At 63.3% G+C, this 17961-nt stretch carries 18 protein-coding genes and 18 tRNA genes; 4 read left to right on the top strand and 32 right to left on the bottom strand.

Annotated features, from left to right (window positions below; translation table 11 throughout):
- Nucleotides 1-63: 63 nt before the first annotated feature.
- The 18 genes from APY03_RS06810 to APY03_RS06730 all read right to left on the bottom strand — a co-directional run bounded on the left by APY03_RS06810 (nt 64) and on the right by APY03_RS06730 (nt 2192).
- Nucleotides 64-150: transfer RNA gene (locus APY03_RS06810), tRNA-Cys, on the bottom strand.
- Nucleotides 151-237: 87 nt separating this feature from the next.
- A tRNA-Gly gene (locus APY03_RS06805) sits at nt 238-311 on the bottom strand.
- A 7-nt stretch (nt 312-318) separates the two neighbouring features.
- Nucleotides 319-406: transfer RNA gene (locus APY03_RS06800), tRNA-Tyr, on the bottom strand.
- Between the two features lie 9 nt (nt 407-415).
- Nucleotides 416-493 (bottom strand) — tRNA-Arg (locus APY03_RS06795).
- 19 nt (nt 494-512) lie between these two features.
- Nucleotides 513-608 (bottom strand) — tRNA-Ser (locus APY03_RS06790).
- Between the two features lie 18 nt (nt 609-626).
- Nucleotides 627-718 (bottom strand) — tRNA-Ser (locus APY03_RS06785).
- 19 nt (nt 719-737) lie between these two features.
- Nucleotides 738-830, bottom strand: a tRNA-Ser gene (locus tag APY03_RS06780).
- A gap of 8 nt (nt 831-838) precedes the next feature.
- Nucleotides 839-914 (bottom strand) — tRNA-Phe (locus APY03_RS06775).
- A gap of 8 nt (nt 915-922) precedes the next feature.
- A tRNA-Asp gene (locus APY03_RS06770) sits at nt 923-998 on the bottom strand.
- 8 nt (nt 999-1006) lie between these two features.
- Nucleotides 1007-1082, bottom strand: a tRNA-Ala gene (locus tag APY03_RS06765).
- Nucleotides 1083-1089: 7 nt separating this feature from the next.
- Nucleotides 1090-1176, bottom strand: a tRNA-Ser gene (locus APY03_RS41265).
- A gap of 104 nt (nt 1177-1280) precedes the next feature.
- Nucleotides 1281-1356, bottom strand: a tRNA-Pro gene (locus APY03_RS06760).
- Between the two features lie 14 nt (nt 1357-1370).
- Nucleotides 1371-1448 (bottom strand) — tRNA-Gln (locus tag APY03_RS06755).
- A gap of 166 nt (nt 1449-1614) precedes the next feature.
- A tRNA-Glu gene (locus APY03_RS06750) sits at nt 1615-1691 on the bottom strand.
- A 10-nt stretch (nt 1692-1701) separates the two neighbouring features.
- Nucleotides 1702-1777, bottom strand: a tRNA-Thr gene (locus tag APY03_RS06745).
- Between the two features lie 9 nt (nt 1778-1786).
- Nucleotides 1787-1862, bottom strand: a tRNA-Trp gene (locus APY03_RS06740).
- 18 nt (nt 1863-1880) lie between these two features.
- Nucleotides 1881-1965, bottom strand: a tRNA-Leu gene (locus tag APY03_RS06735).
- 149 nt (nt 1966-2114) lie between these two features.
- Nucleotides 2115-2192 (bottom strand) — tRNA-Gly (locus tag APY03_RS06730).
- A gap of 593 nt (nt 2193-2785) precedes the next feature.
- Here APY03_RS06730 and APY03_RS06725 point away from each other — a divergent pair.
- Nucleotides 2786-3187: a hypothetical protein gene (locus tag APY03_RS06725; RefSeq protein WP_157103384.1), complete on the top strand. Its 402-nt coding sequence runs from the start codon at nt 2786-2788 to the stop codon at nt 3185-3187.
- A gap of 22 nt (nt 3188-3209) precedes the next feature.
- On the opposite strand, the gene APY03_RS06720 is transcribed toward APY03_RS06725, so the two are convergent.
- Nucleotides 3210-3866: a DUF6988 family protein gene (locus APY03_RS06720; protein ID WP_083944197.1), complete on the bottom strand. Its 657-nt coding sequence runs from the start codon at nt 3864-3866 to the stop codon at nt 3210-3212.
- Nucleotides 3867-3959: 93 nt separating this feature from the next.
- Here APY03_RS06720 and APY03_RS06715 point away from each other — a divergent pair, with 93 nt between their 5' ends.
- Nucleotides 3960-4226, top strand: a complete 267-nt coding sequence (locus APY03_RS06715) for a hypothetical protein (protein WP_068675180.1) — start codon at nt 3960-3962, stop codon at nt 4224-4226.
- A 129-nt stretch (nt 4227-4355) separates the two neighbouring features.
- Here APY03_RS06715 and APY03_RS06710 read toward each other — a convergent pair whose 3' ends face one another.
- From APY03_RS06710 to APY03_RS06680, 7 genes are read right to left on the bottom strand one after another with little or no spacing between them, the layout of a single operon-like run.
- A complete protein-coding gene (locus APY03_RS06710; protein WP_068675178.1) occupies nt 4356-5060 on the bottom strand; it encodes a hypothetical protein in 705 nt (234 codons plus the stop codon).
- Between the two features lie 9 nt (nt 5061-5069).
- Entirely contained in the window at nt 5070-5948 is an 879-nt protein-coding gene (locus APY03_RS06705; RefSeq protein WP_068675176.1) for a hypothetical protein, read from the bottom strand.
- Nucleotides 5949-5960: 12 nt separating this feature from the next.
- Nucleotides 5961-6728: an ADP-ribosyltransferase-containing protein gene (locus APY03_RS06700; RefSeq protein WP_068675174.1), complete on the bottom strand. Its 768-nt coding sequence runs from the start codon at nt 6726-6728 to the stop codon at nt 5961-5963.
- Nucleotides 6725-7210: a hypothetical protein gene (locus APY03_RS06695; RefSeq protein WP_146039632.1), complete on the bottom strand. Its 486-nt coding sequence runs from the start codon at nt 7208-7210 to the stop codon at nt 6725-6727. Before APY03_RS06695 ends, APY03_RS06700 begins: the two co-directional genes overlap by 4 nt.
- Nucleotides 7211-7230: 20 nt before the next feature.
- The gene (locus tag APY03_RS06690; RefSeq protein WP_068675171.1) at nt 7231-7629 is read right to left on the bottom strand and encodes a DUF4116 domain-containing protein; all 399 of its coding nucleotides are present in this window, start codon (nt 7627-7629) and stop codon (nt 7231-7233) included.
- A gap of 17 nt (nt 7630-7646) precedes the next feature.
- Entirely contained in the window at nt 7647-7910 is a 264-nt protein-coding gene (locus tag APY03_RS06685; RefSeq protein ID WP_146039631.1) for a hypothetical protein, read from the bottom strand.
- A gap of 5 nt (nt 7911-7915) precedes the next feature.
- The gene (locus APY03_RS06680; RefSeq protein ID WP_083944196.1) at nt 7916-9415 is read right to left on the bottom strand and encodes a methyltransferase; all 1500 of its coding nucleotides are present in this window, start codon (nt 9413-9415) and stop codon (nt 7916-7918) included.
- 191 nt (nt 9416-9606) lie between these two features.
- Here APY03_RS06680 and APY03_RS06675 point away from each other — a divergent pair, with 191 nt between their 5' ends.
- Complete coding sequence (locus APY03_RS06675) at nt 9607-10431, top strand: hypothetical protein (protein ID WP_068675164.1); 825 nt, start codon at nt 9607-9609, stop codon at nt 10429-10431.
- A 230-nt stretch (nt 10432-10661) separates the two neighbouring features.
- On the opposite strand, the gene xseB is transcribed toward APY03_RS06675, so the two are convergent.
- From xseB to APY03_RS06650, 5 genes are all read right to left on the bottom strand, one after another.
- Nucleotides 10662-10880 (bottom strand): exodeoxyribonuclease VII small subunit, encoded by a 219-nt coding sequence (gene xseB, locus APY03_RS06670; RefSeq protein ID WP_068675162.1) that lies wholly within the window; start codon nt 10878-10880, stop codon nt 10662-10664.
- A gap of 11 nt (nt 10881-10891) precedes the next feature.
- The gene (xseA, locus tag APY03_RS06665; RefSeq protein ID WP_068675160.1) at nt 10892-12679 is read right to left on the bottom strand and encodes an exodeoxyribonuclease VII large subunit; all 1788 of its coding nucleotides are present in this window, start codon (nt 12677-12679) and stop codon (nt 10892-10894) included.
- A 146-nt stretch (nt 12680-12825) separates the two neighbouring features.
- Nucleotides 12826-14709, bottom strand: a complete 1884-nt coding sequence (locus APY03_RS06660; RefSeq protein ID WP_162487239.1) for a hypothetical protein — start codon at nt 14707-14709, stop codon at nt 12826-12828.
- 110 nt (nt 14710-14819) lie between these two features.
- Nucleotides 14820-15419, bottom strand: coding sequence for a response regulator transcription factor (locus APY03_RS06655; RefSeq protein WP_068675156.1), 600 nt, complete (start codon nt 15417-15419; stop codon nt 14820-14822).
- A gap of 256 nt (nt 15420-15675) precedes the next feature.
- On the bottom strand, nt 15676-16959 hold the full coding sequence (locus tag APY03_RS06650) for a site-specific DNA-methyltransferase (RefSeq protein WP_198161218.1): 1284 nt from the start codon (nt 16957-16959) through the stop codon (nt 15676-15678).
- 85 nt (nt 16960-17044) lie between these two features.
- Here APY03_RS06650 and APY03_RS06645 point away from each other — a divergent pair, with 85 nt between their 5' ends.
- On the top strand, nt 17045-17590 hold the full coding sequence (locus tag APY03_RS06645) for an HD domain-containing protein (RefSeq protein ID WP_068675152.1): 546 nt from the start codon (nt 17045-17047) through the stop codon (nt 17588-17590).
- On the opposite strand, the gene APY03_RS06640 is transcribed toward APY03_RS06645, so the two are convergent.
- Nucleotides 17553-17900, bottom strand: coding sequence for a hypothetical protein (locus APY03_RS06640; protein ID WP_068675151.1), 348 nt, complete (start codon nt 17898-17900; stop codon nt 17553-17555). The genes APY03_RS06645 and APY03_RS06640 overlap by 38 nt on opposite strands.
- Nucleotides 17901-17961 lie beyond the last annotated feature (61 nt).

Raw genomic sequence — 17961 nt, 5'->3', positions numbered from 1 at the left:
CTTCCTTCACCTCGGGTGAACAACCTCTTGGGAAACTACAGCTAGCAGGGCAGGGGTGGCGGATGGAAAAGAGGATGGGATTCGGACCCATGTGGAGCAATGCTCACCGGACTTGCAAACCGGCGCCTTCGACCGCTTGGCTACCTCTTTGTAAAACTGGAAGGATGTTGGGGAGGGACACCGGCCCGGCGATCAAGGCCGAGCCCGGACCGCCACGGAGGCGATGCGCGCCATGGATGGAGCGAGCCGCAGGAGTTGGACCCGCCTCTGCGCCTTGGAAGGGCGCCGCCTAACCGCTCGGCCAGGCTCGCGTGGTTTTGGTGGATCGTCTTCGACTCGAACGAAGCATGTCCCGAAGGACGCGGGATTTACAATCCCGTGCAGTAGCCAGCTCTGCTCACGATCCATGTGTAGGTGGTCCCGCGCACACGATTCGAACGTGTAACCCCAGGCTTCGTAGGCCAGTGCTCTCATCCAATTGAGCTAACGCGGGAGGGAAAGGGTTTCTGAAGTGGCGGATGCGGAGAAGATTCGAACTCTCGAGCCGAACTTGCGCCCGGCAGCACTGTTTTCGAGGCAGGCCCCTTAGTCCACTCGGGCACGCATCCAGGGTTGGTTGGTACGGTTGGAGGAGAAAAGGGGATTCGAACCCCTGTGCCGCATCCCTGCGACCACCGCATTTCCAATGCGGGCCATTCGACCGCTCTGGCACTTCTCCACACGCGAAACAATGAGGGTGGCGGAAGACGCGGGGTTCGAACCCGCGACCGAGGGGATTCCTCGATACCTGGGTTCAAGCCAGGCGCAATAGACCGCTCTGCCAGTCTTCCGGTGATGATGGTGCAGCCCCGAGGTGTCGAGCCTCGCCCTCCTGCTTTTCAAACAGGCGCTTCCACCGGGTTAGCTTGGACTGCGAGAGGGGTGGCGCTCCGAGGGGAAGTCGAATCCCCGGCTTCCTCCTAGACAGGGAGGCACTCTGGCCACTGAGTTATCGGAGCGAAGAAAATGGTGGAGATGGGCGGGTACGATCCGCCGGCCTACTGCTTGCAAAGCAGGTGCTCTCCCAACTGAGCTACATCCCCGGGAAACTGGCGGAGCATGTCGGTAACGATCCGACCAACCGCTTTCGCAGCTCCGACTTAGCGGGTCGGTGCCTTACCTCTCGGCCAATGCTCCTGATGCGTGACAATGGTGTCCGGGTACGGGTTCCGGCGACTCCCAATCTTTGAGTCCGGTTTCCGGGAGAGGACGATCTTCATCGCCCTGTCTCGCTTCTTGTCTGGTCGGGGTGGCAGGTCTCGAACCTGCGACCTGATGCTCCCAAAGCATCCGCGCTACCAGCTGCGCCACACCCCGAGAAAAGAGAAAATTGGAAAGCCGTGCACGATTCGAACGTGCGAATGCCGGAATCAAAATCCGGTGCCTTAGACCATCTTGGCGAACGGCCCGTATCCGCTTGATCCAACGTAGAGTCCGCAGAATCAATGACAAGGTAAATGGTTGCGCTAGCACGATTTGAGCTTGCGATCTCGAGCGTATGAAACTCGCGGGGACGACCTGACTCCCCTATCGCGCGGATTGGTAAAGTAAATCGACGAATGAAGCGTCCGCGACTGGAGCCGGATACGGGATTTGAACCCGTGTCTACAAGGATGAAAACCTTGTGTCCTAAGCCACTAGACGAATCCGGCAGATATCTGATGGAGCCCGCAGTCTGAATCGAACAGACGACAACCAATTTACAAAAATGGTGCTCTGCCAACTGAGCTATACGGGCATTTGAAAATGGCACCCCGAGTAGAAGTCGAATCTACAACCTCCGGTTTTGGAGACCGGCGCTCTGCCAATTGAGCTATCGAGGTATGGAGTGAGGTGGCAACTGGTCCCCCAAGCAAGCCTCGAACTTGCATGACTTTCGTCCCCGGCTTCTGAGACCGGTGCGTCTACCAATTCCGCCATCGGGGGGCGATCCATTTCGGTTGTGTCTTCACGCGATTCGAGCGCTTGCGCACTCACGTCGACATCGCTGCACATGGTTGGGTCCAGACCATGCACATCCCCCCAGGCCGCCGACGCGGTTGGCCTCTGGTGGTGTTGCAAAGACACACCCGAAATGGAGCAGCACGGAGGGCTTCGATCCCTCGGCCTCAACGTTGGCGACGTTGCGCTCTTCCTGGCTGAGCTACGGCTGCATGTCTTGCGAGCCGTTGGCCCCACCAGTGAGGGGCGCGACTCGCGGCAAATTTTTAAGGATCACCCACCGGCGCCACTCGGCGAGTGAGTTCACGGCAGCGCGATCACTGCTGTGGCGATTGGCACTGGTGCCTTCCGCGGGTAGGTGCCGATCGAGATCTGCACGAGGGAAAACAAAAAGGCCCGGATCCATTTCGGAATCCGGGCCTCTGGTGAGAGAGCTTGGAAGGTATGCGCCTACGCGCTACCTCCACCCGGGGATGGCTGATCCTCATACTGTCCAAGCCACGGTGCGGCCGGGACGGACTGAATGGAGTTCAGCTGCGAATGCATCTTGGATGTCGTCAGACTGCGACCACCACAAAACGAGACGCGCACGAACGCCCGGCCCGATGCGGGTCGAATGTTCAATGAGGTCAGGTTTGCTTTCACGATGGTTCCAGTTGGTGGCTTTGTTCTCGATGAATCGGAGTACGGTTGAAGAAACGGACGAAACAAGTTCGTCGATGGGGTGTAATGTAAACTGGGTTTACTTCCCGCCGCAAGCTTTTTTTTCAAACCTGTTTTTTTTCCCGACACGATCAACGCCGCGTTGCCCCGGAACACCAGCATGTCACTTCCCGCAATTCGTCGCAACAACACCCTCGTCCTGTTCGGCGAGTTCGTAGCCGAGCAAGCGTTGCAGGGCGTGAAGCCTCTTGGCATGGCAGAGCTGTTCGCGAAGAAGCTGCAGATCTCAGCAAGCATGTGGACGCAGATCAGGTCCGAGAAGACGCAGAGGAACATCTCGGACAAGCTCGCCAGGCAGATCGAGACGGCCTGTGGCAAACCTGCGAAATGGCTGGATGAGGATCAGACCACGGAGCCTGAGGTGGATCATGGCGAGGAGCGCTTCATCGAACTGGCGCGCCTTGCCTACCGCAGCCAGAACGCCCGGGGTAAGCGGGCATTGCGCACCCTGATCCTGGAGCAGACGAAGCCGCCTGAGGCGTGAAGGCGAAGCTTCGGACGCAGGGTCAGGCCGGCAGCATCGGCGTGATGCAGTCCTCGAAGCCCACGTGCACCCGGTTCATCCGGCGCATCAGGACGGCGTCGCCCGACAGGATGGCGAGCATCATTGCGCCGATCGTCACCAGGCCGTTCGAGCATTCGACGAGCTGGCGCACAAGCTGAACCGGGTAGCCCTCCTCATGGCGGCGCAGCGCGTGAATGCCTCCGTGGATGAAGGAATTGAGGGCGTTGCGCTGCATCTTGTTGAACTGGCCCAGCATCGCTGCGGGCGCGGCGGCGGCCGGCATCGCGGCAGAGGCCTTCTGCAGTTCCTTGATCATTCCGGTGGCCATAGGTAGATCGCGAGCCGCCTCTTCGCTCTCGGTCGTGAGTGGCGCGCCTGCAAGGGTGACCTGGGCGTCGGTCGCGGCGAAGAGCAGCCAGGACGAGCGTGTCGTCGCCTCGAACTGCATCCTCATTGTCGGGACAGCGGAGGAGATGAAGCCACCCGCGACTAGCAGGCGCAGCGCTCGGGCATGCTCCAGCGAAAGCGAAGCGGCGGTGACGCTCAAGCCCATGCGCAGCCTGTCGGGCCCGTACACGGGATAGGTGTCGGGGTCGAGCAGCCTGACGATCGTGTCGTCGAGCTCTTCGGAGCGGCGAAGGATCTGTTCGATGGGCATGGTTGGAAATGGCGTCTTGAGCGGAAATTTTTCGGTTTGCCCTTACGGTGGGCTTTCCCGATCCGTATTCTGGTCCTCATGAAAACGAAATCCATGAACCGCCTCCTCCTCGCCGCCATGCTCGTGGCATGTGTCTTTGCAGCAGGCTGCGAGTCCGATGAAGCCAAGAGCTGGCGCGAGTTGAAGGAGGCTCAAGAGGCCCAGGCAAAGGCCAAGGCCGCGGAGGTGCCCGCTTCGCAAGACCCCGAGTGCATCAGGCAGAAGGACGCCCGCCTGAAGGGCGAGATAGGACAGGAAGGGATGACCGAACGCTGCAGCCGCGCCTTCGGGTGGGCCATCCCTGCGCCGGGCGGAACCTGACGGTGGAGGGGAAAGGCCGCCCTCCACCGGCCCCCGAAAACATCTTTGCAACCGAGTTCCCGTCTGGGCGAGATAGCGATCAGTCGAAGCTTCACCTTGCGCCAGTACGTCGGGGTTTGGTCATGGTGATCATCCTCGCGGGGACACGGTCTCGTGGGACTGATCGGTCTCCTCGGCGGCCGCGTTCAGAACACCCGGCCGAGCCGAAAGCAGCAACTGATCCCCCGCGATCTCGCGCGCCAGCGCCGTAGCGAGCCGCGCGATACGCTCGCGGCGCCCTGCGTCGAATTCGAGGCCAGTGAGATCCACGGAAACCCGAGCGATCTCGGAAGGTTCGGCTTCGCCTGGCGGCGTCGTCGAGAACGTCATGCTGTCCCGCTTCGCCAGCTCTACAACCGAGTCGCCGGGCGTGCCTGGCGGCAGGTCGATGTCCTTGAGCTGCTCTTCAATTGCGCATTGGGCGCGGCGGAAGCGGAACTCGCCGAGTTGATCCGCGGGCCCCGCGAGCACCACGAACTCCCGCGAATCCTCGTTGCTCGTGTCCTCGTTCACGAGTGTGGCGGCGAATGGCTCGGCGGCGAGCTCGCCGACGGCCAGCACCAGTGGGCGAAAGGTGTCAGTGGCGAAGCCGCGCGGGCATTCGCACGTGATCTGCAGGGTGAAGCACTGCGTCCTGTCATCGTAGGCGACGCCGGTTTCGTGAAGGTCGGAGTCGTCATCGAGCAGCTCGTATCCGAGCCAGTCGAGGAAGTTGCAGCACGCGGCCTGCACCTGCTCGCGGGTGATTTCCGGGCGCAGAATTGCGTCGACCCGTGCGTATGCGTTGAAGCCCATGTGTGTCCCTCAGCCCCGCGGGGCGTTTGCTTGTTCGATGGTGGGTTCGGCTTCTGCAGTGGGCGCCACGATGGCATTCGAGCGCGATACCGCTTCGTCGCGGACGCGTTCGATCCCAGACTTTGCAATCTGGAGTAGAGCTTCGTAGTCGGCACCTTCGGGCGGCCTGCCCATGCCGGCGTTGAGGCCTGCATCGAAGTGGTTCAGCGCGCGCATCGCCTCTCCCGCTGCGTCCAGCGCGCGCTCGGCAGCGCCGTAGCCCGGTCTGGGGTGAAGGATCAAATCCTCTCCGGCGATCTCGCGTGCGAGCAGCACTGCCAAGCGTGCGATGCGATTCCGACGTGCCTGGTCCAGGTCTAGGCCGAGGAGATCGACCGAGACGCGGGTCACCGCGTCCGTGTGGTGCTCGCCCTTCGGGAACGCGGCAATGGTCATGCACTCGCGGGTGGCGATGTCCTCGAGGGGCCATCCGCGGGCGCTCAGGGGCAGGGCGATATCCTCGACCGGAAGGCTCCAGCGTGCCATCCGTGTCTTGTACTCAGGGATGAGATGAGCCGGACCGGCAATGACAGTCGTGTAACGCTCCTCTGCGTCCCCAGTGTCCTGGTTCTCCAGGGTGGCTTCGAAGGCGTCCTCTGCGATTGCGCCCACGGCTTCGACGACTGGAAGGAAGACGTGGTCATAGAAGTCATAGCCGGCGCTGATGTCTGCGCGGACGATCAGAATGCCGTCTACCAGCGCAGCCAACTTCTCCTCCATCGGGTCGTCCCGGTCGAGGAGATCAAATTCCGAGTCGTCCAGTAGTGGCTTGAGGGCTGCCTCGACGGCCTGCCTGGTCACGCCCTCCCGGATCGTTGCTTCGAAGGTGACTCGTGCGTCGTATCCCATTCTGATGCTTCCTCAGCCCCGTAGGGCGCTTGCTTCTGCGGTTGTGATCTCGGTCTCGGATGCACTGTCCCCTATGAGGTACAGCTGCCGCGCCCGTTCAATGATCTGGTCGGCCCGCTCGGTGTCGGCCTCGAGCTGCTCCTGCGAGCAGCCGTTGGCGAGGGCTTCCTTGACGAGTTGGTCGCGAGTGACGATGCGGCCGCCTGGGAAGTCGGCTTCGCCCTGCCAATCGAAGGTGCGGCCGCCGGCGCGTACATATGCATGAACGAAGTCGTCGCGCACGACGATCTCACTGCCATGGACCAGCGCGGAACGCAGCGCCAGCGCCATGCCCCAGCAGCCGCCTTCCTCGAAATGCCATCCGACCTCGGCCTCATCCACGGCGGCTTGCAGATGGCCGGCAAAGCAGGTCGGAGTGACGGCGTGGTCCAGGATGCTGATCTGTTCGGGCTCGAAGGCCACCCAGACGCGCTCGTTGGGCATGTAGATCCCATCAAAGCCGCGGGCCTTGAGCGCTACCGCGGACTGGTCGAGCTGCTGGCTGTACGGGACGTCCAGGCCGTAGCGCACGATGGTCCAGGGATTGTGAATCTCCAGGCTCGCGGCGATGACGCGCGGCGCGGCATCCTTGCGGATGCGCTGGTACGACGCTGCTGCGTTGTAGTGCTCTGCGAAGAAGATCCCGCGCTCGTTCTGCGCGAAGGAGCCGAAGGTTGCGCCGGTACCGTGATAAACGATCGGAGGCGGGAGGGGGCGATCGCTGTGCAGCATCGAGTTCATGCGCGCGGCGCCGCAGACGCGGCCTGTTCGTTCTCGCCCTCACGGGCTTGGCAAGCGGCGGGGTGAGCGGCGTTCAGCAGCCCGATTGCGAGGGCGAGCGGGTCGCGGCTTTCCAGAAGCTCCATCGAGGCCGAGCGGGCGACGAGGGCCGCAACTTCACGGCCCAGAGAGGCAGGATCCAAGTTGAACTGCCTGGCGGTGCCCTGGATTGCAATCTCGGCGTTGCCTGGCTTCATTCGCGCGGCGCCCGCGATCGCGAGCTTGGCCTTGTCTTCGAGGACAGCCTGCATGATCTCCTCCACCGAGTGGTTCACGCGTCCCAGGAACATGTTGTGCTGCCCGTTGAACTTCGAGCAGAAGGTCTTGGAAGCCGTGCGCAATGACTTGCCCTTGAACAGGTCGCGCGTGACGTACTCGATGGCCATCGGGGAGACGGCCGTGGAAGGCTGTGCAGACGGGGCGGCTGCAATTAAGCTGGACATGCGCTTTTCCTTTGGGAGCGTCAGGCGGCGTACGCCGGGGCGTCTGTGGCCTTGTTGAACGGATGGGTGGCGAGCACGCCTGCTTCGATCAACCCTTCAATGACACGCTCGCGCATGTCGTCATCGGCGATGTGGTGGAGCGCGCCGAGCCATTGCCGGCAAGCAGCGGTGCATATCTCGTCCGTCTGCTCGACCACGTACTGGAGCGCATCGCCGTCCTGTTCGACTGCCGCCCGGACGACGGCTTGGCTCGGCTCTGGAATGAAACGCAGGGCACGGCCTTCGCTGCGGACCGCTGCGAGGGTCAGCTCCTCGGTCCATTCGCGTCGGTTGATGGTGCGCAGCAGGAAGCCGTTGTGCTGGACGGTGGCGAGCAGGCGTGCGAAGTAGGTGTCGGTGGTTCGGAGAGCGGCGTTCATCTGAGGCTCCTGGGCGTTCAAGGGAGAGGGCGATCAATCGCGGATGCAGGAGCGATGCTGGGCTCGTCGGGTGTGGTGAGCGCGGTCTCCGCGTCGTCGCGGATGAAGCTCGGGACGGCGAAGTGCGCAAACACGTGGCCTTCAGGGTCGCGGACAACGATCGCGCGGCCGTCGGGGCGGCAGGCGATCTGCGTCCCGAGGACCGTGGCCGACGTGTCCGGCGCAACGAGGCGCACGAGGGCGGCGGTAAGAAGGTCGCGGGCAACCAGGTCGGTGAGCATCTGTGTCATCCCCGCGGCGCTTCGGCCAACTCTTCCGATTCATGCTCTTCTTCCTCCTCGGCGAGATCGGCGGCGAGGTGCCAGGGGAAGTTGCAGGCGTCCATCCTTAGGAGCACGGTGGCGACTTCGGTACCGGATTCACGGAAGGTGCCTGCTGGGATGTCCTCCACCTCGGCTTGGCTGGCCGCTGCGAAGTCGCGGAAGGCCGCGGCGGCTGCAGTGTTGCGGTGCTGGAAGCTCGGGCTCGTGATGGCGATCAACACGCCGTCCGGCTTCAAAAATCGAGCTGCGTGTTGGACGTGCTTGATGTCCTGCAGGCTTCCAAAGGGCGGGTTCATCACGACCGCGTCGTAGATGGGCGCCGGCTCGATATCCAGGAAGTCGCCGTGGATCACGTCGCTCAGGCCGGCAGCCTTGAGCTTCGCCACGTTGCGGGCCAGGAACTCGCAGGTAGTCACGTTCTTTGCCCCCACGATGGCTGCGGCGCGCAGCGCCAGGCTCCCGTCACCAGCGCTCGGCTCGAGCACCTTCATGCCAGGAAGCAGCCCTGCCATTGCGACGGCCCGATCGGCCAAGCCTGCAGGGGTCGGGAAGAAGCCAAAATCCTTTGCGGTGAGGTATTCGCCCGACGCGATGACTGCGGCGAGGGCTTCGTCGGCGGCGCCCTCGAAAACGTGGGCTTGGGTCTTCCCGCCTCTCCACGCGCCGCCCAGCTCCTTCAGAACAACGTTCACCCGCTTGTAGAGCTTGGGGTCGAGGCGCTCAGGCCCGAGGAAGAACTTGTTGTCCTCGGTTCGGCCTGCCCGGAGTACGGTCAGCACGTCTTCGTCGATGCGGCGCCCGCGCGATCCAGCGGCGTCTGGCACCGCAGCGCCGTCCAGAGTAGGCGCGGGCGCGGCAGTTGCGCCGGCGATAACGCGAGGCTCAGGCTTCGAAGCAACCGGCTGGGCGACAGGGCTTGGCGCCGGGGCCGGTTGGACCTCCGGCTGCACGGATGATTGGATCTCGCTGAGGAGCGAGCCGATGCGCGCATTGCCGTCGGCGGGGGCCGCAACCAGGCGAACGTGCGCGACGGTGGGCCCCGGCTTGAACTTGGGCAAGGGCAGGCGTCCCTCGAAGCGAGCCCGCAGTGTTTCGATCTGGGCGTCGGAGACACCGCCGAGCAGGCGCGAGCCGATGATGTGCTGGTACTTCAGGTACAGGTCATGGACGCCGTCGACGCGCTCGACGAGCTCGACGTAGTAGTGGCGGTCCGCCGTGTCGTTCCCGACCACCTGGTAGATGGTCTCGCGCCCCAGAAGCGCCATCAGGTGCGGCGTCGCATCAATGTCGCCGAAAGCGCCCTGGAGCCACTTTCCGTTCCTGGGCAGGCAGAGCCACATCTGCGACTTGGTGCGCACCCCTCCGGTCTTTACGGGGGACGGGCAGACCCGTTCGAGGAGGTCAGCGACCTGCGAATCCGAAAGGATGGGTCGGCGGCGGAAGAAGTCATCGCGGGTATTCATGCCCGCGATAGTAGGTAGACGCGAATCGAAAGCGTGCGATGTTTTCTCGTGTGCGTTTCACGCAATAAGAGAAAAGTAAGAAGCTTGTTTGCTTGCTGAGAAAAATCGGTGACGAGGGAGGAAGTCCGGGGCGTGAGGTCTTGGCAACGGTCGATGAGTAACATACCGACACAACCAAGAAGGAGAAGACCTTGCCGATCCAAATCGTCGAGAACGAGGACAAAAAGATCGAAGTTACCTTCGAGGATGGTAAGAAGCGCAGCTACTACCCTGGATGGCAGGTGATCCTGGACGTGCACTCTGTCCAGGAGGCAATGCAGATCCAAGACGAAACGGACGAAGGCGTCCAGGCCAAGCGGTACATCACAGGCACCGCGGTGCTTCAGGACCGCGACATTTCCATCATCGGCGAGCCCGACAAGAAGACCAGGACCCTTGAGCTGGGCATCTGGGATCGCGAAGTTCCGCTCCGAGACGACGGAGAACAGCCTGCCTTCTCAGCCCCGGCTGGGTTCGCTAACATCGGGTTCAACAGGGCCGATTGGGAGAACGGCACCAAGGATCAGTGGTACGTCGCGCTGTACCTGCCCAAGGCAGCGTTCGAGCCTCTGATTGCCGCGATCGCAGAAGGCAAGGTCGCCAGCATTATCGTGGTGCTGCGCCTAAAGGTATTCACGACCCATCACCCGATGGCACCCGGCGCCCGCAACGAGAACTTGTTCTTGCGGCCAGCAGACCCAGGCGATACCTTGGATTGGCCGAAGCACGCCAACGGGTACGTGAACAGCATAATCACGAAGAACACCCTTCACGCCATCGCGCCCCCTCCGGAGCCGGACCCTTACGCATCCGAAGATGAACCGAACACGGAAATTCCGGCTTCCGCACCGATTCCAGCCGACCCCGTGGCCGCCGCAGTCGTGGCCTTGAGCGCGAACGTAGAGAAGCTCAGAACATCCCTGAAATGGGGCGCCGGCCTGATCTTCGTCGCGCTTCTCTTCCTGGTCGGGAAGTGACCCGTTTCCTGTAACAAGCCTTGTGTAGCTCTACTGAAAATAGAGTTTGCCGATGGTCGCAAACCCCATGCTGGAGTAGAGGGAGGCGCCTGCTAAGCGGCGCGTTGTCTGTGAACCCTCGGAAAGCTAGCTGCTTCTTCGATCAAGCCGCCGCTTCACTGGAGGCTACCTGGCAGCGATCGGCCCCTCGCCCGTCGTGCCCCTTCCGATCGCGGCCGGGCCCCTGCCCCTTAAACGGAAGGGCTGGCGCCGTCGACGTTCGCTCCCTCGAGCGCCACCTTGAGGGCTTCCTCCACCGCATCGATCCGCTTGGTGCAGACGTTGTACGCTGCAACGGACTCGGTGACGATCTTCAGCAAATCGTCGATGTTGGGCTCTTTCTGCTCGCGCAAGGTCTCTGCGTGCTTCTGGAGCACGTCGTACGCTGCGCGAAAGGTCTGTTGTTCCATGTTGGAGTCCTTCATTCTCGGTCGCCGGCGCGTGCACCCATGGTGCCGTCCCGGAGCTGAATTTCAATGTGCTGGCCTGGCGCGGCCTGCGCGAGACTGGTGATGGGCTTGCCGGTTGCGTCGCGCACGATGGCAAACCCGCGGCGGAGGGTCTTGTCGGGGCCTTGGCCCGTAATCTCGCGCATGAGCGCCTCGGAGTTCGCTCGGGCGCGGCTCAGCGTTGCCGTGGCGCGCTCACCCATCACCGCGAACTGCGTGTCGGCTTGGCGCCGCGCAGATCGCGCGCCGGCGCTCGCCCGATCGAGCACGGTGTTGAGCGAGACGCGCGAGCTGCTGCGCGCTTCGGCCAGGCCGGCAGTGGCACGGGCCTGAACCTCGGCCATGCGTTTGGGGACGAGCTGGCGCGCGGTGGCCACCTGCGCCGCGGCGTCCTGGCGCACCTGGGTTACCAGCCGCAAGCTTTCCCTGCCTGCCTGGTGGACGTCGCGCACGGCCGCCAGCCCGATGGCATTCATGGCGTCCCGGCTGCGCTGCCGGACGCGCGCGACGCTCGATCTCGCATCCGCCGCCACCTGGCCGTGGGCTCGCTCCACCGCAGCTCGCATCTCGCGCGCCGCGCGCGCCGCCATGCTCATGATCGTCTCGGAGGCAGCCTTTGCCTCGCGGGCCCGGCGCGCGATGAGCTTCTCGATCGCACCGATCACCTTGCTGGGGGTGTCGAACTTGGAAAAGGCGACCTCGTCGAGGATCGTGCTGTCGCGCTCGTGTCCGATGCCGGTGAGGACCGGCAGGCGCTGGTCGCAGATGAAGCGTGCCAGGTCGTAGTCGTTCAGCCAAGCCAGATCGTTCACGGCGCCGCCACCGCGGATGATGACGATCGCATCGGGCAAGTCGTCGGCGGCCGCGCACTCCTCCAGGGCCGCGGTGAGCGCCGCAATGATCTCGCGCGCCGCACCTTCGCCCTGGAAGCGGCTGTGCACGTAGATGAAGCGGCAGATGCCGAATTGCGCCAGCCGGTCCGACTCTTTGCGGAAATCGCCCAGGCCGGCCGCCTCGTGCGGCGCCACTACCAAGACCGAGGTGAAGTCCCAAGGGGGCGGCACCTTCTTGTTCTGCTCGAAGACGCCCTCGCGCTGCAACCGAGTTCGGATCTCCTTCTTGCGCGCTTCCAGGTCGCCCAGCGTGTATTCCGAGTCGATGGCGTCGATCTCAAGGCTGAAGCCGTACTGTGCCTTGAAGGTCGGCTTGGCGCGCACCAGCAGCTTGATCCCGGCGCCGATCGTCGCACCGGTGGCGCGCTCGAACTCAGGCAGGATCTTGCCCGCGACATTCGCCCAGATCATGGCGTGCGCCTTCGCGAGCACCTGGCCGGCCTTATCCCGCTCAGACAGCTCGAGGTAGACGTGTCCGTTACCGAGCTTCACGTTCACGACCTCGACCATTGTCCAGACACCGCCCTTGAAGGCCTGTGCGATCGCGGTGGCCACGCCGCCGAGCAGGCGCGACAGTGGAATGCCCTTCGCTGGCGCTGCAAGCTCGCCGCTGACGGGTGCGGTGGGTGGGGCGACCTCTCGCGAGGCGAACAGGTCGGGCGCGGGTGCGCCGGCCGCCGGCGCGGCGCGGGCCGGCACCGGAGCTTCGTTCGAGGTCCCCGGCAGCAAGTTCCATTTTGCGAATGCCGACAGGTCAAGATCCGGGCGGACCCACCAGCGCCTGGTCTCGGGGTCAAACCGGGCGCCCAACGCCTTCGCGGCGTCCTTTTCCTTGTAGGGAACGTTGAGGTAGTGGCGCTCTTCCATTTCGGAGATTTTCGAGCATTCCGCAGGACGAGTGGCGCAGATGCCTACGTCATGATGCGTACGCCCACTCGGCCCTTTTGGACCCTATATCGCTGGTCCCCTTGGTGCGTGAGGCTCTTTATGTGAGCTTCATCACCTCACGCCCCTCACATCGCCCAGGGCCACAAAGCGGTGCCTTGGACTGTTGGCGCGTGGAGATAAGGCAAGGTCTTCATTGCCTCCGCCAGCGCATGCGGCTCAACGGACTTGTCGGTCTTGAAATGCTGGTAGATGGCCCGGTTCGGAGCCGAGCCGCCGACCGACCGCAGATAGTCGATCAGATCGCGTTCAACGGGCCGCCAGGTCCAGTAGTCGGCCGCGGGCTTGTTCTTGAGTGCGACCGATGCGCGGCCGACCCGGCGCATTCTGCCGGACGCAATCAGGGCTTCGAGGAGCACGTCGTCCTCGACGAAACCTGGCACTGGCTCCTGGAGCCTTGCGCGCGCCGAGGAGATCCCTCGCGGCGGGGCTCTCAGGGATCGCAGGCCCTGCGTGATGTTCTCGACGGACAAGGGCCGAGGCCAAGTTGCGTTGAGCATATGCTCAACGACGTCGACAATCGGGCTCGCGCCAATGACTACGCCGTAGCCTGATTCATCCAACCATCGGACAGCGCTCCACTCGTTGAGGATTTCGCGTAGCAGCAACTCTTTTCGAAGTCCTTCGTGGCGATCTCCGAAAGCGTCCGCGAGGTGTTCGAAGCGGAACGCGCCCCTCGCCGCGGTCAGATCCTTAGCCAGCTCGCAGACCTCCAGAATGGTGACGGGCTTGACGTCCTGATTCCAGTAGAACAGGTCGCAATTGAGGCCGTCGACTGCGACGGGGACGTTGTCCATGCGTCCAATCTTCATCTGGAAAACGTCGGTCATGAACTTCGCGACGCCGATGATCTGCGAATCGCCGATGACCGGCGCGAGCCTGGTCTGAAGGTGCCGAGCACCCATGAAGCCTAGGGACGTGAGGTGGTCGGCCATTTCGGCCAAGGCGGGCGAATAGAAGGTGGTAGCGAGGAATGGACTGATGATCTTCGCGAGCGTCCGACGCAGGCGGAACGTGCTCGGGGGCGCGGCTGCAGACCAAAAGTGCGGATCGAACTTGCCGTCCTCGGAAACTCCGAACGCCCAAAGGAGGCTCTCCTCTGTCCACGGCTCCGGGGCGGAGGCATTCGCTAGGAGCTCCCTCAGCACCCAACGTATCTCGTGGGCGATATCCATGGTCTCCACCGCGTCGAGCTGCGCCTGGAAGATCGTTGCGAGCTCTGCTGCGCCAGGAATGATGCTGCGGGAGAGCTTTCCGATGACATGGTCCGCATCGAAGAGCTCGGGCCGGTTCAGGGACACCACTTTGTGTGCCTCAAAGAGCAGCCATCCCAGCCGATGGTCATTGCCTTTGATCACGTGCCCCGACTTGGAGCGAAGCCTGAAGGATTCGTCCCGGCGTTTGCGTCGTTCGGCGCTGCTGGAAGGTGGCGACAGATTCAGCTCGGCAGGGCGCCTTACGGGCGCCGATCCCGGCTTGGGGCCCCTTGGACCGGCCGCTGACAGTCCACCGACTCCGATGTCGACCCAATCCGAATCGGTGAACTGGTTCGGATACTCGGGCTGCCGCGTGCCCGGGTCCGGGCGTAGCGCCTTGACCAGGCGGCTCACGCTGGTGCCGATCCAGACGAGGGCTTGCAACAGGGTGAACCGGGTGCTGCCAAGCGACACCTTCAGCCCGGCGGGCGAGCGCTCCGCCCACAGGATCTCGGCGGTGGCTCGGTTCACGTGCGCACGTGTGAGAGTCTTTGGAGCTTTCTGGTTCGCGAGCATCTTCGCCAGCAAGGCGGTGATCACTGCTTCGCTATGCGCGTGCTCGTCGGGGCTCAGCGTTGCAACGAAGTCGGGGTCTGCGAAGCGCTCCAGCAGAACGGGGGCGCGCTTCGTGGGGAACACCATTCTCCAGGGCAGTCCGTAGGCGATAGCGGGCGGCAGAGGAAGGATGGATGACATGGCGCGGAGGATACTGAGTTTTTCACGCAGGGCGAAACTCCGGCGTGAACCAGTTCAGTCGATTTTCCGCCCTATTCGCCCGGTCTCAGGGGCAAGGGGCCAAGTCGTACTCAGTCGAGAAGGTGGTTGGCTCGAACGATGAAGAGGGCCCGCGATCGATTGTTCACGCCAAGCTTGCGGTACAAACGCCAGAGATGAACCTTCACGCTGCTCTCGATCAGGCCGAGCGAGGTTGCCATTTCCGCGTTGGTCATGCCGCGGTCCATCATCGTCACGAGCTGTCGCTGGCGCTTGGAAAGCTTGAAATCGGGAGCGCCATTCGATGGAAAATCGTCCGAGCTGGGCGCCGCCGCCAAGAGGGCCCGCAGCGCCGCGGCGTACTCGTTGCGGCCCCGGGCCTTCTCGATGTAGATGTCGGCGCCCGACGCAACGCAGGCCTCCTCCATCTCGCTTGATGGGCGGCCGGAGAACACAGCGATCTGCGCCTTGGGGAACATGGACCGGACCTTGGCAACGCCGTCGTCGGAGTCGTTGTCCGGGAGGTTGATGTCCAGCGAAACGAGGTCGGGCGGGCCGTGGTTGATCAGAGCGTCGTCCAAGCCGGCGAGACTGCTGAGCTCAACGATGTTCGAGTGCGGCCGCAGGCGCCTCATGGCCATGACGACTGCATCGAGGAGCATCGGATGGTCGTCGACGGCGTATATCGTCATCGGCACGAAAATAGCCCTCCTGACCCCTGACTCTGGGGGTCGGCAAAATGAATGTGAGTGTCGTTTCCGACGTCGCTGCAGAGGCGCTTCTACAACGCGAAAAGAGGCGTGCCGAGCAGGCGAGCTGCTCAGGGTTGGGATGGTTCGGTCCGACGCATTCTTTTCCGTCGAGGAGTCTGGCGCAGAAATGGCCCGGACGGCGCTTTTCGGGCAAGAACAGTGTTCGCGAACGCGAACATTTGCGCGCTTTGCGCCATCAGTTTCGTTTCGCGCCGGCAGGCTTCCAGTGCTCCAGGTCAAAGGATGCGAGAAACCCCGGACGATCACTCATGCGAAGGCCGCCGCCAGCGGCGTACTCGGCCATCATTTCCAATGCCATCCAACGGTAGCCGGCTTCCTCGCAGGCCAATGCCGTGGAGCACCAGCCACCGAAGGGATCGAGCACCAGGCCGCCAGGGGGCGTAAGGAACTCGACCAGCAGCTTCGCGAGCTTCACCGGCATCAACGCCCCATGCACTGGCAGGCCGAGCGCCTTCGCCTCTTTGCGGGTCTTCTCGACCTCCCTGCTGACATGCGCGATGGAGATCACATTCTTGGGGATCTTCCCAGCGGTCACATTGCCGAAGGAGCCGGGCCGGAGCTTGAACGCGCCGTCGCCATACGTGGCGGTGCGGACTTCGCCCCCGGCGGCCAGAAGCTGGGTGTGGCGCTTCGAATGCGGCTGCAGCACGCGCCGGTTGTCGGCGATGCAGCGCACCGGGTCGTTGCAGAAGATCAGCACCGGCTCGTAGCCGACGTTCAGCTGCTGGCGCTTAATCGACGCCCAATATGTCGGTCCTGGGGGCTTGGTCGGGTTGTGCCAGATCGCGCGCTCGAGCAGCTGCAGGCCCAGCCGGTCGTGCAGCGCCAGCGTGAGCCTCTCGACGTACATCGATCGGGCAGGGGACTTGGACAGGAAGATGTCATTGCTGACGTTCAGCGCGATACAGCCCCCGGTGATCAGGTTCTTCAGGAGCGGCTCCAGGGCGCCGCAGATGAAGTCGACGTACTCTGCCTCGGAGCAGTTGCCGTAGGCCCGTGCCTCGCGCAAAGGGTAGGGCGGCGAAGTGATGATCGCGGAGATCTGATCAGTGAGCTTGCCGGCGAGCGTCTCAGTGCGCGTCCATATCGCGAGGCCAAGATCCGTGCTGAATGCCACCAGGGCGACGCCTTCTGGTGCGGGCGTAAGGTCGCCGTCTTTCTGAGCCTTTGGCGTGAGCCGCCACTTGCCTCTCTGACCAGGAATCCGCTCGAGCAGCCCTAGCCGACGCAGCGTCTGCTGTTGCCAACGCACTTTCCTGTGCTGGAGGTTGTGGGGTTCCCGCGCGCGACCGACGGGCTTGCGATCGCCGCCGGTGAGGTTCAGCGCTTGGTAGAGCGCCGAGTTGGTGATTCCCTCGTCGTTGATCTGGACGTTGCGATAGGCCGCGAGGATAGGTTCGAATAGGTCTGACTGCTGCATCGTTCTTGTTGTTTGCCGGTGGGGCTTACCGCAGAACAAGATCGCACACTCGGACTCAAACCCGCAAGGGCAGCTCGCGAAAAAAGATCCGCCTGGCTTTGGCGCGGCCCCGTGACAATGGGCAATGTCCTCTTCCCCTGCACCCACGGTCTCAATCGCCCGGGCGTTCGCCGTCGAAGCCCACGGCGACCAGATGTATGGACGCCACCCATACGTCCATCACCTTGATGCGGTGGCGCAGCTCGCCCGACCCTATGGGGAGGACGCAGCGGTGACGGCTTATTTGCACGACGTGAAGGAGGATGTCCCGGGGATGACCTTCGCCTTGCTGAGCGAGATCTTTGGCGATGAGGTGACGGAGGCGGTGGATCTGCTGAGCGACCCTCTGGCTGACAGTCGAAAGGAACGCAAGGCAATGGCCTATTCACGGCTCGCGGCGACTGCCAACCGGCTCGCCCTCATCGTCAAGCCCTGCGACCGCCTGGCGAACATGCGTGCCTGCATCGCTGACGGCAGCGCCCGCCTCTTGGAGGTCTACCGCAGCGAGCATGCAGCATTTCGCGCAGCGGCCTTTCGCCCGGGGCTTTGCGACGAGATCTGGAGCGAATTGGACGAGCTTGTCGAACGGCCGATCAGCGCCGATTTCGAGGGACGGCGGCAGCCGGCCTGAGGCTTGCCACATCGAGGCCGAAAGAGGGATTGAGCAGATCGATCCCCGCCCCCTTGCACTTGATCCACGGTCCACCTGGGTGGCCTTGCCCATCCCATGCATCAAGCGCTGCGATCGCGTCCTCGGCGAGCTCGTAGCAGTAGCGCCTTTCGTGGCCGGCCCAGTCCAGACCAACGACCAGGCCGATGGTGAAATTGAAACGCAACAGGCCCAGGTACTTCTCGCCGATCCGGCGCACGTGTGTGTAGCCGTTCTGAGCGAGCATCTCCAGGAACTGATCCTGGCTGGCTGAGGTCGATCGGATCGTCATGTGAGGTCTGTTGGGGTTGTGCCTGCCGAAGGGAGGAACGTTCGAATGCTCTCGGCCACAC

This window comes from Variovorax sp. WDL1 (assembly GCF_001541225.1).
GTDB lineage: Bacteria > Pseudomonadota > Gammaproteobacteria > Burkholderiales > Burkholderiaceae_C > Variovorax.
The sequence above is the reverse complement of the archived record's forward strand: the minus strand, read 5'-3'. Positions and strand labels throughout refer to the sequence as shown.